The 15,368-nt window shown below is 36.4% G+C and carries 14 protein-coding genes and 1 pseudogene; 6 read left to right on the forward strand and 9 right to left on the reverse strand.

Features of this window, described 5'->3' with window-relative positions; all coding sequences use genetic code 11:
- Positions 1–294: 294 nt before the first annotated feature.
- The 6 genes and pseudogenes from ACM6HU_RS04750 to ACM6HU_RS04775 form a co-directional block, all read right to left on the reverse strand.
- On the reverse strand, positions 295–768 hold the full coding sequence (locus ACM6HU_RS04750) for a hypothetical protein (RefSeq protein WP_016113824.1): 474 nt from the start codon (positions 766–768) through the stop codon (positions 295–297).
- A gap of 66 nt (positions 769–834) precedes the next feature.
- Entirely contained in the window at positions 835–1,536 is a 702-nt protein-coding gene (locus ACM6HU_RS04755; protein WP_016113823.1) for a TCR domain-containing protein, read from the reverse strand.
- 345 nt (positions 1,537–1,881) lie between these two features.
- A pseudogene (locus tag ACM6HU_RS04760) lies at positions 1,882–2,298 on the reverse strand (glycosyltransferase family 1 protein); the annotation flags it as partial.
- Between the two features lie 112 nt (positions 2,299–2,410).
- On the reverse strand, positions 2,411–5,026 hold the full coding sequence (gene ppsA, locus ACM6HU_RS04765; protein WP_088094193.1) for a phosphoenolpyruvate synthase: 2,616 nt from the start codon (positions 5,024–5,026) through the stop codon (positions 2,411–2,413).
- Positions 5,027–5,514: 488 nt separating this feature from the next.
- Entirely contained in the window at positions 5,515–6,096 is a 582-nt protein-coding gene (locus ACM6HU_RS04770; RefSeq protein WP_016113820.1) for a DUF4256 domain-containing protein, read from the reverse strand.
- A 433-nt stretch (positions 6,097–6,529) separates the two neighbouring features.
- Positions 6,530–7,441, reverse strand: coding sequence for a DMT family transporter (locus ACM6HU_RS04775; protein WP_016113819.1), 912 nt, complete (start codon positions 7,439–7,441; stop codon positions 6,530–6,532).
- A gap of 376 nt (positions 7,442–7,817) precedes the next feature.
- On the opposite strand from ACM6HU_RS04775, the gene ACM6HU_RS04780 reads away from it, so the two are divergent.
- From ACM6HU_RS04780 to ACM6HU_RS04800, 5 genes are all read left to right on the forward strand, one after another.
- On the forward strand, positions 7,818–8,549 hold the full coding sequence (locus ACM6HU_RS04780; RefSeq protein ID WP_016113818.1) for an alpha/beta hydrolase: 732 nt from the start codon (positions 7,818–7,820) through the stop codon (positions 8,547–8,549).
- A gap of 93 nt (positions 8,550–8,642) precedes the next feature.
- A complete protein-coding gene (locus ACM6HU_RS04785; RefSeq protein ID WP_016113817.1) occupies positions 8,643–9,161 on the forward strand; it encodes a YjcG family protein in 519 nt (172 codons plus the stop codon).
- A 1-nt stretch (position 9,162) separates the two neighbouring features.
- Positions 9,163–9,585 (forward strand): GNAT family N-acetyltransferase, encoded by a 423-nt coding sequence (locus tag ACM6HU_RS04790; protein WP_414848020.1) that lies wholly within the window; start codon positions 9,163–9,165, stop codon positions 9,583–9,585.
- Positions 9,586–9,685: 100 nt separating this feature from the next.
- The gene (locus tag ACM6HU_RS04795; RefSeq protein WP_088094189.1) at positions 9,686–11,749 is read left to right on the forward strand and encodes an ATP-dependent helicase; all 2,064 of its coding nucleotides are present in this window, start codon (positions 9,686–9,688) and stop codon (positions 11,747–11,749) included.
- Positions 11,750–11,919: 170 nt separating this feature from the next.
- Positions 11,920–12,387: a CotY/CotZ family spore coat protein gene (locus ACM6HU_RS04800; RefSeq protein ID WP_088094188.1), complete on the forward strand. Its 468-nt coding sequence runs from the start codon at positions 11,920–11,922 to the stop codon at positions 12,385–12,387.
- A gap of 281 nt (positions 12,388–12,668) precedes the next feature.
- On the opposite strand, the gene ACM6HU_RS04805 is transcribed toward ACM6HU_RS04800, so the two are convergent.
- Both ACM6HU_RS04805 and ACM6HU_RS04810 read right to left on the reverse strand, forming a co-directional pair.
- Complete coding sequence (locus ACM6HU_RS04805; RefSeq protein WP_140386064.1) at positions 12,669–12,875, reverse strand: cytochrome C oxidase subunit III; 207 nt, start codon at positions 12,873–12,875, stop codon at positions 12,669–12,671.
- A gap of 62 nt (positions 12,876–12,937) precedes the next feature.
- Positions 12,938–13,297 (reverse strand): DUF1360 domain-containing protein, encoded by a 360-nt coding sequence (locus ACM6HU_RS04810; RefSeq protein ID WP_414848021.1) that lies wholly within the window; start codon positions 13,295–13,297, stop codon positions 12,938–12,940.
- Between the two features lie 127 nt (positions 13,298–13,424).
- On the opposite strand from ACM6HU_RS04810, the gene ACM6HU_RS04815 reads away from it, so the two are divergent.
- The gene (locus tag ACM6HU_RS04815; RefSeq protein WP_414848022.1) at positions 13,425–14,075 is read left to right on the forward strand and encodes a CotY/CotZ family spore coat protein; all 651 of its coding nucleotides are present in this window, start codon (positions 13,425–13,427) and stop codon (positions 14,073–14,075) included.
- Positions 14,076–14,138: 63 nt separating this feature from the next.
- On the opposite strand, the gene ACM6HU_RS04820 is transcribed toward ACM6HU_RS04815, so the two are convergent.
- Positions 14,139–14,843, reverse strand: coding sequence for a CotO family spore coat protein (locus tag ACM6HU_RS04820; RefSeq protein WP_414848023.1), 705 nt, complete (start codon positions 14,841–14,843; stop codon positions 14,139–14,141).
- Between the last annotated feature and the right edge of the window lie 525 nt (positions 14,844–15,368).

Consider the following 15,368-nt stretch of genomic DNA (forward strand, 5'->3'; position numbering starts at 1 on the left):
GGGCGGGCCCCCGTTAAGACTTAAAAAACTAACTTCCTGTAAGTGTTTTAAAAGGTAAAAAACAGCTATTTTCAGCACAAAAATAGTGCTATTTCCAAGAGGGATTTTTTCCTTCTCTTTAGGATAGCACTACACTACATTAAATAACTTTATTGTCATTTTATACGTCTTTCGTTTTTCTTTTAGAACAATGCTTTAATAAAAATGTTTTATAAATTTACGCATATTTAGGGGTTAGCCCCTTGCTTCGCTCCCCCAATCTTTGCCTCACACCCAAAAATAAGGGAGCAGATCCTACTTTCGTCGATTCATGGTAACCCAAGTGGCTGTAAACAATATCATTAATAGTATTACAATGATATACAATCCGGTTTGAGGTATCATGATACCAATCATTACGCCCATTAATCCTCCCATTGCTCCTGCTACAATCCCGTTTAATATGAGGATCATATCTTGAAATGGAAAACTGATAATACCACTAACAAAAACACCAATCAGGAGTCCTAAAACATAGGCCGTACTTAGATGGTGACTCATAATGGCTCCAATAACTACACAAACTGTCATTGTAGAAACCATTCCTAAGGACATCGGAAGTGAATGGACGATTATATTAGATTGTTCATTGAATTTGTATAAACGATTTCGTTGCTTCCAGAGTGTAAAAATAATATGACAAATGAGCAGTGCACAAATAAATAAGATAACAACGGCAAAGAGCCACGATATACCCACAGTATTCATATGGTTCATTTCATGTCCCAATTATATTTCCCTCCCACTTGGTATTTCAGGCAATATTCGGGTTTTTTTGAGGTCCTTTCTGCCCTATTAAATATATATGTAAAACATTTTCGGGAACTGCTTTACAATTGCAATCGTTATTGTGTCCGCCATTTGTAAGGCTTCTGCTTCAATTTTGTCAAATACAGTAATACTGGATTTAAAATCACCTTGGAGCATAAGTACTGCCTCCGTTTTAGTAAGTGTCAGATGCTCGAAAAACATTTTTTGGAATCCCTCTCTTGAAATAAAAGGATTTATTCTATTTAGAAATTGGGAAATTTCAGCTCCATTTACGTACCACTTTCTCTCGGCAGCCGTTGCAGTCTCTTGATTGCCGGCTTTTGCAGCTTTGACAAGTTCCGCAGCAATTACCAGGTGTTCCCTTATTAAGTTGTTGTACATTGTTGCTATTTCATTTCCATAATAAGGTTTTAGCAAATCCCCCATATCTACAGCATTGCGAAGTAGACGAGCGGTAACAACGTCTATATCTGGTAAACCAAAAGCTATGCTAATGATTGTCATCCTAGTCCAATATACATGTTGTTCCCAAACTGAACGCATAGAATTACTTAAATTAACTTTCTGTTGCGTATAAACAAGGTTGCCTCCCCCATGACATTGATGGTTATGGTCACACCTACAATTTTCTCCACACTGACAATAGGGATTCAAACAAGCTGAATTGGAACAATTACGTTGATAATAAGGATAACCACCGGAATATCCTTGTTCATTTTGCCACATCTTTATCCCCCCGAAAAACTTTAATTTCCATAAAAATATAGGTATTTATAGTCATCATCAAATGTAATTTTTAGCTGATTTAGAATTGCAAGAAGAAGATAAAACGGTGTTGAAAGAAATCAGGGGAATGTAGATTTAGGATGTTCAGATATTGGTATGAGTCTTAGGAGACATTATATTGATATCTTAAAGTCCATGCAAGAGTAGATAAAATTCAGAGAAAATATAGCTTATCCAGACCTAAATTGAAAAAAGATAGATAAAAGACATAACATATTGGTCGTATAAAATATGTTATGTCCTTTCTTTTTCAGCTTATCCCCCTGTTAACTTAATAAAAAAACATTAAATCTTTTCTAAAATTGATTTAACGAAAGCAGTTTTCTCTTCTACGTATTTATTTTTATTATTTTTATTTAACTTTGCTAAATTAAGTTTGAGCTGTTCATAATCAATTCTTGCTTCATCGTCAGGGTTACTAGTTTCAGAGATAATGAATTTATGATTCGCGACAGCGTGAGAAATCCTCGGCGTTTCAAGAATACCAGTTAAATAATAATGAATGTTTAAAATAATTTTGGATCTCGCTATAAGTTCATTTCTGAGAATTCCCCATACATTGCTTTTAAAAATAATATTTAAATCTGGTGCAAGCTTTTTTAACTGATCAAAAACTGCTTTACGGCGCTCATTCATAGCACCGATAAATAATACATCAACGTCTTCAGAGATAGGCTTTATAAAAGTATCTGTTTTAAGTTTGCACCACCGATAAAGTTGGCTTCAATTTTTTGTCCCAATGGAAAGATTGTGAGACACCGCTCTGGTATCCACTGGAGCGGTGCTACTAATTAAATCTGGACGTATTCAGAAATTAAAATACTTCGATATACCCTTCTGTTCCATGCACGCGAATTCGTTGCCCATCTTTTATCAGTTTGGTAGCATTTTCCACTCCGACAACTGCTGGTAAGCCATATTCACGTGCGATAACTGCTCCATGGGTCATCAGTCCACCAACTTCGGTGACTAGGCCTTTTATGGATACAAACAATGGTGTCCAGCTAGGGTCAGTAAAGGAGGTGACTAATATATCTCCATCTTCTAGAACAGCATCTTCCATGTTTAAGATGACACGTGCTCGTCCCTCTATAACTCCGGAAGAAACAGGTAGACCTACAATCGCTTCGGCTGGGAGATTTTCTCGTTTGTACTCACCTACAATGATTTCACCATCAGACGTGATAACACGTGGTGGAGTTAGTTTTTCATATAATTTGTACTCGTCTTTTCGTTTGCTGATGATCTGGTAATCTAGTTTATTTGTGCGTACGACTTCGTGAAGTTCTTCAAAAGTGAGATAGTATATATCTTCTTTTTCATGAATAACGTTGGCTTGTACGAGTTGTTCGGCTTCTTTCAGTAAAGCCTGCTTATAAACGAAGTAGCGATTAACCATGCCGTATTTTGGATATTCCCGATAACCGATAAAATTCCGGATTAGGTCGATCATTCGTTTTGTTTCTTTGGCTTTTTGTTCACCATCCGGTAATTGCTTCAATCGATCTAATAACTCTTGTTCTTTTTTCAAAGCTTTCTGTCGCCCTTGCTCAAATTTCCGATTGCTAGCATTCGGCTCAAAGTTTTTGATATTACCAAGAATCATGGGGACAAGTGTAGTTGGTTTTTCGCTCCAACGAGTTTTAGTAATATCGATTTCTCCGGTACATCGCATTCCGTATTTGCTGAGATAATCATAGATAGCGTCTTGGGTTTCCTGTCCACCATCAAACTTAACCAGTTCATCCAAAAAGTCATCATCTTTTACTTGTTGTAAATAATCAATTACTTCTAGATAAGGACGAATCACATCTGCGACATCCAATAGCGCCAGACCCATTTCCGAAGTAATATTGTTTGGTACAGATTGAGAAAGCGTATCTGCTACGTTTTTTTCACCTAACCACTTGTTCATTTTTTCATTGATCCATGTTGAAGCATCCATAGCAGCCATAATCACACCCAAACTTTGTGGGTCAAATAAAATCTTCTTTAATTGCTGGATATCTTCTAGAATAAAATCAAATAAATCTGATCCTGATTTCGTTTGGATGTTTTGTTTTAACTCTTCTATCGATGTTTGACTACTCTTAATCAAATTAGAAACGATTGTCGGATCGTTTTCGATTTGTGCTTGAAAACCCGAAGATGATATACCTTTATTGCTTTTACTGGGACTCGGTACTTTTTTACCATCTGGTGACGATTTTATAAAATCTTCTCGCTCTATTATAGTCATGAGTGCGTCTTTTATGAGCGGATCGGATTGTCCCAATGTATCTATTATCGTTTTTCTGCTGACAGGTGAAGCCAGATTATGCGTGATATCAACAAATAACCTTCCACCAGCTTTAAACCTGGGTCCAAAAGATGTTAACTGGAATAAAGACATTCCCAATGGTTTCAAGGGGTCGGTCATCATTTGTTGATGACCAACAGATACATAGACGTGATTTTCTTGATCATTCACTTCAGGGATGGGGTATAAAGTAGTGATTGGACGACTCTGGACAATATAAAATGTATCATCAACCAAACACCATTCGATATCTTGTGGGCAACCAAAATAAGCTTCGATCTGTCTTCCTATGCGTGCTAGTTGTAATATCTGTTGTTCAGTAAGTGTTTGAGTCTTTTGCTGATCAGGATCAATTTGCCGCGCTTCTGTTCCGCCTTCTTTTCGTGCATAGATAGCCAATTTTTTGGTTGCTATCATCTTATCGACGATTTTATCTTCCTGTACTTTATAACAATCGGCAGATACCAAGCCAGAGACCAGTGCTTCTCCAAGTCCAAAACTGGCATCGATTGATAGCAGCTTTCGGTTAGAAGTAATCGGATCAGCGGTAAATAAAATCCCTGAAGCCTGTGGAAAAACCATCCTTTGGACGATAACGGATAAATAAACTTGACTGTGGTCAAATCTGTTTTGCATTCGGTATATTACCGCTCGATCCGTAAATAGGGAAGCCCAACATTTGCTGATATGCTGCAAGATTGCTTCTTTTCCGATGATATTTAAATAAGTGTCTTGTTGACCAGCAAAAGAGGCATGTGGCAAATCTTCAGCGGTCGCACTAGAACGCACTGCATAAGCATGTTCATCGCCAAACTGGGAGAGATAGTCAGCAACTGCTTTCACAACATCGGAAGGAATTTCTACTTCCATAATAATTTGTCGAATCTTCCTACTGATTTCACTAATTTGATTACGATCCTCTACTTTTAGCATTGTTATTTGATCCAACAATGCTTGAAACGTTTCGTTTTGTTCGATGGCTTTTTGATATCCTACTGTTGTAATACAAAATCCTTCTGGTACTTGTATTCCTTGAATTTTTGATAATTTCCCTAAATTTAACCCTTTTCCGCCAACGAGCAAAAGCTGTGTTTCTTCTATCTCCTGAAAACCGAGAACCAAAGGACTCATTCTACATCTCTCCTAACCATTAATGTTCTATTGATTTTAGCAGTAGTAAATGAGAATAAAAAGTCTATATTAACCATTTTTTAAATGCTATAATTAAATTAGGAAGAGTTCAAAAAACAGCTAAACCTTACCATACAGTGGTAAACTGATGCCTCGGTTCATCCAATCGAAAGTAGCTCATATGCCTTTTAGCCCACAATGGATATGGTTAAAATCAACTTTTTTCAATTTAATCTGTTTATTTTCCCTAAAATATCTTATATTAATATGAGATATCACGTTCTTAATAAACTAACCTGCCCGCTGGCATAAGTACAGTTCTTCACAATCTCCATTTTCCTTATAAAGAGTTATTCAACAATCTGGCCCTTTTACGCAAAAGAGCACTACCCTTTTTCAAGGATAGCGCCCGATAGTTGAAGAATGAAATTAAAACTTTTCCCTAGGTGATCCGTTCTCAAATTCAAATTTAGCTATCTGTGCAAAATTTAAACCCTTAGCGAACCACGAAAACCCCTGGCGGCATAATAGGATTCTGCTCCATTGTGATACACAAAGACGTGCCCGAAGCGACAATCGCAAAAAAGGGCACCGCCGAGTTCTCTAATATCAGAGGGTGTTTGCACCCAACTCGACGTTTTCATATCGAAATTTTCAAGTTTTTGCAACGCCCGATATTGTTCTTCCGTTAATAGTTCAACGCCCATGGCAGTTGCCATATCAATAGCGTTATTTTCTGGTTTATGTTTTTTTCTTGACTCTAGCCCTTCACGATCATAACAAACACTTCTGCGACCTTTAGGACTTTCCGCTGAACAATCATAAAAAATGTATTCGCCCTTCTCTTTATCATGACCAACAACATCCGGTTCACCGCCAGTTCTTTCCATTTCATTGAGCGACCACAGTTTTTCAGTATTAGCATCCAGCTTTGCTTGGACTTTAGCCCATTCAAGACCTTTATGGCGGTTCATGTTTTTCTCAAAACGGGCTTTCAATGCTCTGAGTAATTCTTCACGTTGTTCTAGTAACAACTCCTTTTCATTGTTGATTTTACTTCTCTTCGTCATGTTAGTTCCCCCCTTATTGTTTTTACTCATAATGGTTTAAGTATATATAAATATTTGTTTTATAATAAATCGTTTAAATAATTGTGTGGATTCAGTTTACAATAAATTATATGATTTAGTAAATCCATTTCTCCACAATCTGGCCCTTTAATGGCATAACATGACTGACGTCTTTAAACATCTTTATTGTAAATGTAACGATTTTATTTGTAAGTAAACAATTTTATTGTTACTCAACAAAAAGGAGATCTTCACTCGTTTTCTCTCTTTGATTCCACTTGGCATGAGGCTAAAAAAGGAACTGACCGCTTCTATACAAGGCCGGATCCTCTCTTCCACCCAAAAAGAAAGGTTTTTATATCATTTTTTCAATTTATGTAGAAAAAAGCTGCTAGGATTGCCCCTAACAGCCTACTAATTATCTATAAACACACTACAGCTCTTGCGTAAATGCTGCACTTTGTACTGGTTCCTTCTGCACACGTTTTTGCTGTTGCAACAAGAAAATAAACACACCACATAATACGAGAACGCTACCAATAACTTGCATACTATTCAGCTTCTCACCTAGTAAGAAGAATGCTAGAATTGATGCCCCAACAGGTTCTCCTAAAATACTCATTGAAATTGTTGTCGCATTCACATAATTTAATAACCAGTTATTAATCATATGTGAAGCAGTTGGTACAATCGCAAGCAAAATGAAAATCCACCAGTCCCATGTAGAATATCCTGTAAAAGGCACATTCATTACTACGTTATAAATAGCGATGAATATCCCGGCAAATGCAAACACGGTAAAACTATAAATCCAGTGCGAAACTTTTTTTACTGTTGTTTGCCCAATAAATAAATAACCAACAACTGCAATTACACTTAAAAAGGATAAAATATCCCCGAATATCGCTTCTCTGCTTAACCCTAAATCGCCCCATCCAATGCACATTACACCAAGGATAGCAATCCCCATTGTAGCAATCGCTGAATAAGTCGTTCTTTCTTTAAACAGAAAAAAACCTCCAACTAGCGATACGATTGGCTGGAGCGCTAAAATAATGGTTGAGCTGGCAACAGTTGTAAATTTTAAAGATGCAAACCATAAAAGAAAATGCAGTGCTAAAAAGAAGCCTGATCCTATTAAGAAATACCAGTCTCGCTTTTGAATTCCGCGAAATTCTTCACGCTTTTTCCAAACAATCGGAAGCATAAAGATTACAATAATCCATAACCGATACATGCTTAAAATTGAAAATGGTGCTGAGGACATCTTAACGAAAACAGCTGCAAATGAAATAGCTATAATGGAAACTGCTAACGGTAGTGCAATTGATTTTTCTTGTTTCAAAGTTATTTTACCCCTCTCTCTGTAAAAATCCCCACTTCATTATATATAAACCCAATTTAATCTTTCAACATATAAATCATTGCTACGAAAAACAGAAGGTGACCCGCACTCACTTCCTCTCTTTATTTTCACTTCGCATGGGGCAGGAAAAGGATTTGACCGCTTCTATCCATGGCGGATTCTCTCTTCCACCTAAAGATTAGATTTTATATCGATTTTTCTTTTATCATATAAATACTAATTTTTTAGATTCTTCTTACCATTATGGTAAAATAGAAAATGAGAAGCACAGTAGTAGATGCATCCTTACATCTTCACTACCTGCGCTATCCTCACAGGGCAACTACAGCATATTTTTTATTTAGGGGGATCATACATGACTCAAGCAATCGGGAGAATAGAAGAACTTTCATTTTACAGTACATCACTTCAAGAAGACATTACGCTTCTTGTCTATTTACCAGTTAATTATACGCCGCTGCACAAGCACACCGTTGTCATTGCACAAGATGGCAGAGATTATTTTCAGCTTGGTAAAGCGCACCGCGTAATTGAACGCCTTCGTGAAAATGAAGAAATTGACCGAACAATTATTGTCGGTATTCCATATAAAAATGTACACGATCGTAAAGAAAAATACTTTCCAAACGATATAAAGAATGCAGCATATATTCGCTTTCTTGCTCACGAACTCGTTCCATATATTGATGAAAATTATCCAACCTATCAAATGGGAAAAGGTCGTGTATTAATCGGTGATTCCCTTGGCGGTACAGTGTCCTTTATGACAGCACTTATGTATCCGCATACATTCGGTAAAGTCGTTATGCAGTCCCCGTTTGTCGATGAAACAGTACTTAACCTTGCAAAAGATTTTACAGATCCACAAGCGTTAGAAATTTATCATGTAATTGGTACAGAAGAAACAAATGTGAAGCGCACTGATGGACAAACTTCTGATTTCGTAGGTCCAAATCGTGAATTACATGCATTGCTTACAGAAAAAAACTTCACAACACATTACGAAGAATTTGAAGGAAATCATACATGGAAATATTGGCAAACAGACTTACCAAAGGCATTTTCTTATATTCTATCAATGAAATAATAGGAAGCAGTATTCAGAATTATTTGATATAATAGAAAAAGAGATTTGTTTTTCTCAAAATCTAACTAGACTTACAAAGGGAGGAATTGAAAGATGAAACTAGGCATTGTAATTTTTCCATCAAAAATGATTCAAGATAAAGCAAACGGATTGCGTAAGCGTTACGATCCGCATTATGCATTGGTTCCACCACATATCACATTAAAAGCACCCTTTGAGGCACCAGATGAACAATTAGAAGCGATTGTCGAGGAGCTACATACAATTGCAAACAAAACAAATCCGTTTACCCTTCATGTTGGAAAGGTAAGCTCATTTGCACCTGTTAATAATGTTATTTATTTTAAAGTAGAAAAAACACCTGAACTCACATTCTTAAACGAAGAAATGCATAAAGGATTCTTCACGCAAGAACGCGAGTACGCTTTTATACCACACTTAACAATTGGACAAAATTTATCAGATGCAGAGCATGCTGATGTACTAGGTCGCTTACGTATGAAAGACTTTTATTACGAGCAACCAATCGACCGTTTCCACCTTCTATATCAATTAGAAAATGAAACATGGACAGTATATGAAACATTCCATATTGGAAAGGGGAACAACTAATTTGCAAGCACAAATCGTGCAAACAGATGAACAGCTAAGAGACGCATTCTCTGTACGTAAACAAGTCTTTGTTGAAGAACAACATGTGTCTGCTGAAGAAGAATACGATGAATTTGAAGAAACTTCTAAACACATCGTTATATATGATGAGGATATTCCAGTCGGAGCAGGTCGCTTTCGCATTGTGGATGACATCGGGAAAATGGAACGGATATGCGTTCTCGCTTCCCATCGCAAAAAGGGAGTCGGAAAAATCATTATGGACTCACTCGAGGCGTATGCCAAAGAGGAGTCGCTACCAAAATTGAAACTCCATGCTCAAACGCAGGCGGAATCCTTTTATAAGAAACTCGGATATGAAACTGTTTCTGATGTATTTATAGAGGCTGATATACCACATGTTGTGATGATAAAAGAATTATGATTTTCTAAACAGGAGGTACCCCCTCCTGTTTTTTACATTGCTATTTTCTTTTTCTTCCGCTAAAGTTAAAAGTTGATGCTATAGTTTTGAAGGTGAATATATGACTCAAGAAAAATTTTCACAAAAATCATTAACACACGCTAACGTTCCGCAAGCAACATATCATATTCCAAAAACTTCTGCCAATTTAATTGTAGAGAAAGATAACGATGCGGCTTATTTTCGCGCCCTAGAACAGCAAGGTGTGTATTTAAATGAAAAACAATTAGAAGCTGTGCGAACGACAGAAGGTCCTGTTCTTACACTAGCCGGAGCTGGAAGCGGGAAAACATCTGTTTTAACAACGCGCGTTGGCTATTTAATCAATGTAAAAAATGTCCACCCACGCAACATTTTACTGCTTACGTTTACACAAAAAGCTGCTGAAGAAATACGAAGCCGCGTGGCAAACTTACCTGGTATGAATCATGCTGCAAGCCGCTATGTTGTCGCAGGTACATTCCATTCCGTCTTTTTAAAATTACTTCGTAGCCAAGGATACAACCAGCAGATTTTAGCAAATGAAAAACATAAACAAATTATGATAAAGAAAATTTTGAAAGAATTGCGCTTAAAAGATGATTATGACGCTGAAACGATGCTCGCAATGATTTCACTCGAAAAAAACAAATTAAATCGTCCAAAAGATGTACAAGCAAAAACACCCGTTGAACAAGAATTCCGTGAAGTATATGAACGCTATGAAGATGTAAAACAAAGATACGGATATATAGACTTTGATGATATCTTACTAGAAACATTCTATATGCTTGAAAATAACGCACCTTTATTAACACAATTACAAAATAGATTCCATTACATTGAAGTCGATGAATTTCAAGATACGTCGTATGCGCAATATGAGATTGTAAAACTGTTAGCTTCGCCGCGAAATAATTTATTTATCGCGGGAGATGACGATCAAGCGATATATGGCTGGCGCGGTGCAAGCCATCAAATTATTTTATCCTTTCCAAAAGAATTTGATGATACAACCATTATTGCGTTAAATACAAATTATCGTTCTAATCCATTTATCGTTGGACTTGGAAACGAAGTCATTAAACTGAATCAAGAACGCTTTAAAAAAGAATTATATTCTGTTCATGAAGAAGGTATACAGCCATTTTATGCACGCCCTGCAACTACTCTTGATGAGGCAAATCAAATTCTGCAACTCATTCAAGATAAAGTAGCGAGCGGCGAACGAGAATACAAAGACTTTTGCTTATTGTATCGTACACATTCTGTCAGCCGTTCTTTACTCGATCAACTGACGATTCATAAAGTCCCGTTTATCAAACACGGTGCAATCCAATCGTTCTATGAGCATTCTTTAATTAAGCCAGTACTCGATCATCTACGTCTCGCATATGAACCGTTTCGAATCGAATCGCTCTCAAGTATATTACCAACGATGTATATTGGCCGTGATGAATGCATCTCATTTATTGAACGTGAACAATGGAAATACGGTGAAGGAAGATTCCCTTCCCTTCTTCATTTTCTATTGCTAAACCCGAGTTTAAAACCATTTCAAGTCAAAAAAATAAACGACCGGATTGACTTCATTAAATTCATAAAAGAATTAGAACCAAAGAAGGCACTAAAAGAAATTATTAAAGGTAAAGGCAAATACTTAGAGTACTTACAAAGCAATGACCGTTCTTCCTTTACGATGCATAAAGACATACAAGAAGAAATGCTCGAAGAATTAATGGAATCGGCTACTCGATTTACCGATATCCCTTCCTATTTAGAATTTGTAAGCACGGCGATTCAAAGCCAAAAAGAAATGGAAGCATTAAAAACAATGCAACAAAAAGATGCTGTGTCCCTTATGTCTATTCACAATGCAAAAGGACTGGAATTTCCATGTGTCTTTTTACTTGGAGCAAGCGACGGCATACTGCCTCATTCGTCTTCTTTAAAAGATGCGAATGACCGTGTAACTGATACTTCTGAGGCGTTAGAAGAAGAAAGAAGGCTCATGTATGTCGCCATCACGCGCGCAAAAGAAGAACTATACATTTCCTCTCCGCAATTTTTTAGAGGGAAAAAATTAGATGTATCGAGATTTTTATATATTGCTCGAAAAGATTTACCGAAAAAATCAGCGCCTTAACATGTGGTGCTGGCTTTTTCTATTTTCTTATGAATAACAACACCCTAATTGTTGTTATTCATAAAAAAATATCAATTGCCTTAACAGAAATCAGCTTTGTCTCCCGTAATATCGACTCGTCTCGACTCATATTCTAATAGTGTGAACTTGAGAAATAAGGAGTGAACAATATGAGTCGCAATTGCAACAACGGGCACGATACATACTTTGATGAAAGCTGTGTATGTAATGTCGTCAAATTCATATATGAATTACAAGAATGTGTACCCACTGCTTATTCATCACAATATAATGCCCCATTCCTCGGTCGGCACTATGTCGCAAAAGCAGCAAACACACGTCCATTTATTTTATTCACAAAGTCAGGAAACCCATTCGAAATATATGTTCCTTCTACAAATAAATATTGCCTTTCACCTATTTTCCGTGTAGAAAGTGTAGATGAAGATTGCTTTGCCGTACTTCGAGCGTTAATCGTTGTTGTAGGCAAAAAACCTGACACTAGTCCAAATCCTGTGTGTACTTACTTAACTATCCCTCATGCTGAATTACATGCAACACCGTCTTGTATCACTGTTGATTTAACTTGTTTTTGTGGTATTCAATGTTTGCGTGATACGTTTGTTGGAAACTGCTGAATTCCGATGATTATTAGCAATCGTTTCTCAATATATCTTCAAAATGGGTACAATTATGTGCAACCGAAGAATGATTTTGAATATAATTAGTTGCCTTTTCCTCACCTCTCCTCTTCCAATCACATCGTATGTTAGGACAAAATACAACTTGCTAGTACATTTCTCATATACACCATAACGATAAAAGAAATCACTCTAACCATCCGAAGCCATTATAGCTTCAGCTTCTTCCCTGCAAATATTTGTATACAAAAAACACTCACAGTAACATGAGTGTTTTTTTAACCTTGGTTTTGCTGATCAGAAATGTTCTTTTTCTTACCGCCACAGTTACAATTTTTCTTTTTCACATATCCTTGTTGCTCTAATAACTGTTGTTGCTGCAGTTGCTGTTGTGCTTGTTGATTCTTCATATGTTGCTGCATTTGATGCCAATATTGAAGGTTATGATACGGATTAGGTTGCTGATAATTTGCCATCGCATACATCTCCTCTATTTTTACGCTCGATTTACTATATGAACAATCCCTATGTTTCGTTCTCTCATTCCTTATTCTTCCATCAATCGACTAACAATTGTCTCAATAATCGCCGCAACTCCTGCAACTGCTAATAATAATATAATTGGTTCCATTATTTTGGGAATCCAATTATGACCTAACAATAAAAAGGCGCTCGCCCATACCCCTGTACACCAATAACAGCTTAACAATTCCCCTATCCATTTTCTCAATCCCGTTCCTTTTATCTTCATATAGGTGGAAATATTACCATCAGGTTCTGTGATTTGTACCTCTTCAATAAAAGGCGCCCGTAAAAATGCTGTGATTTTATCATAGACAATAAGCCTCGTTAACCGGAAAGCCGCACATGCAAAAATAAAAAACATAAGCCAACTTGTAAATAACATTTCCCTCTCCTGCCTTTTCATTACTTCTACCCATATAAAAAAAACTCTGTAAGAGGAGTAACCGATTCAATCCCACTTCAATATTCTATTAATGTAAATCAAAACTTAATGATAAGGAGTGTATATAATGAGTTGCAAAGATGACAAAAAGCATAGTCACGATACTAATTGTGTATGTGACGTCGTGAATTTTATTAACGAACTACAAGACGTACAACATGATAATTTCTGCCCAACTGGTTGCGAGAATCCAATTCTAGGCGCAAACTGTGGCGGTACTTCTCCACTAGCTAATACTCGACCTTTCGTACTATTTGATAAAAAAGGTGGAATTTTCCTACCAGCAAGCTGCTTTAACATTATTAATCCGGGCTCTATGACATCTGATGCTTTTGAGCTGCCTATCCCAGTTCCTTCTCCGTTTTTACGAGTGGAAAGCGTAGATTGTGAGTGCTGTGCAGTTCTTAGAGTACTAGTACCAGATGTTTCAAACCTTAGCTCTGGTGCCTTAGATGATCTTGTAAGAGAGCTTTCACTGTTCTTGCCAACTACAAACCACCCGTCAACACATGCTGATTTCCAAGCAATCGCAAGAACTTTAATTTGCAAATATCAAAACGGTATCACTTTCAGAGATACTGGAGGAGGTTCAGGAGTCTCGCCTAGACTTACTACAGAATTCTTCGGTCTAGTATCTACTAGCTTCTGTATCACAGTTGACTTACAATGTTTCTGTGCAATTCAATGTTTGCGTGACACTTTCATTGGAAGAGTGTAACTTTATTGTAAAACTAAAAAACTATGAGGTGGCAGAGTATCTGTCACCTTTCTATATTTATTCCTATAACCCCATCATTTTAATGTGAACGATATCTTCGAATTTAACTTTAATTTCTTTTGTTTTCTCCATCATTTTGATTGCTACATATCCTTCTTCATAAGAAAGTACGTATCCAGTTAAATTTTCTTTTACTGTTTTAATTTGACATCTTACTTTCGGAATATACTTAGGTTTGTGTATTAAAAAATAGAGTTTTTCTTCATTATTCATATCTTTGAAGGACTTTCTTTTCTGCACTCCTTTAGATAAACCTGCTTCCTCATTTTTCTTCTCTGCTACGATTGGATTAGAAAATAATTTATTCTCTTTTGCAGCCATTACTCTTGTTTCCGGTTGCTCATCTTTAAGTTGTTCACCATCAGTTTGCTTCTCTTTTGTAAATTCCACCTGTTCCTTTACTTCTTCAATGACTTCAGCTTCTGCTATTTCAGCTTCTTCCTTTACTTCTTCAATGATTTCAGCCTCTTCCTTTACTTCTTCAATGATTTCAGCCTCTTCCTTTACTTCTTCAAAAACTTCAGCTTCCGCTATAACATCCACTTCTTCCTTGGTACTTATTTCTTTTTCTTCCGCTACAGATTCCAATTTATTTTCCGGCTTTATAACAAACGACTTTTGCATGTTCAAATTACCCTCATTAAATGTAGGTTGTGCAATATATATTATCGATCGCTTATCTTTACCCTTGCTCTGTTTCCGTTTCAAGTCACTTCCCTCCCATTCTTACAAACTCCCACTGTTAGATGTATATTCACGTGATACGAAAATTTGCTTTATTTTTTTTATGTAGACATGTGATTTCATGTATCTTCTCATTCCATACAATATGAATTGATTATCAGCTTCCCTTATTTCCTTCATCTATTATGATTGCTGAGATTATAAACCTTAAAGTATTTGCCTACATCACTATTAGTAAAACAACTACTGCTTTAAGGATTCTGCTCTTATTATTCTTTACATATCCGACAGCCTTGGCATGAGAAAAAACAGTCATAATCAAATTCAATATTGCATAAAGAAAATGTGTTTATACATGAAATAGATAACGATATATATACATATCCCAAATGTTTCATAACTTTATTTTTTAACATCTGTTCAAATGTCCTGTCTCAAATTAAGCTGAATTTTCGGGGGGACTATAGGAGATTAGACGTCCTTATCCTAAAAAAAATAGGAATTTGTCCATTTCAAATTTACTCCTGTTTGCATTAAATATAATGTACT

Source organism: Bacillus sp. IT-79MI2 (genome assembly GCF_949768135.1).
GTDB classification, from domain to species: Bacteria; Bacillota; Bacilli; order Bacillales; family Bacillaceae_G; genus Bacillus_A; species Bacillus_A pseudomycoides.

Bases quoted from the DNA above. Each gene is read 5' to 3' on its own strand.
- ppsA (WP_088094193.1), bottom strand. From the start codon at position 5,026: ATGAGTCCTTTGGTTCTCGGTTTTCAGGAGATAGAAGAAACACAGCTT.
- ACM6HU_RS04800 (WP_088094188.1), top strand. From the start codon at position 11,920: ATGAGTCGCAATTGCAACAACGGGCACGATACATACTTTGATGAAAGC.
- ACM6HU_RS04770 (WP_016113820.1), bottom strand. From the start codon at position 6,096: ATGACGAAGAGAAGTAAAATCAACAATGAAAAGGAGTTGTTACTAGAA.
- ACM6HU_RS04755 (WP_016113823.1), bottom strand. From the start codon at position 1,536: ATGTGGCAAAATGAACAAGGATATTCCGGTGGTTATCCTTATTATCAA.
- ACM6HU_RS04795 (WP_088094189.1), top strand. From the start codon at position 9,686: ATGACTCAAGAAAAATTTTCACAAAAATCATTAACACACGCTAACGTT.
- ACM6HU_RS04815 (WP_414848022.1), top strand. From the start codon at position 13,425: ATGAGTTGCAAAGATGACAAAAAGCATAGTCACGATACTAATTGTGTA.
- ACM6HU_RS04780 (WP_016113818.1), top strand. From the start codon at position 7,818: ATGACTCAAGCAATCGGGAGAATAGAAGAACTTTCATTTTACAGTACA.
- ACM6HU_RS04805 (WP_140386064.1), bottom strand. From the start codon at position 12,875: ATGTATGCGATGGCAAATTATCAGCAACCTAATCCGTATCATAACCTT.
- ACM6HU_RS04785 (WP_016113817.1), top strand. From the start codon at position 8,643: ATGAAACTAGGCATTGTAATTTTTCCATCAAAAATGATTCAAGATAAA.
- ACM6HU_RS04810 (WP_414848021.1), bottom strand. From the start codon at position 13,297: ATGTTATTTACAAGTTGGCTTATGTTTTTTATTTTTGCATGTGCGGCT.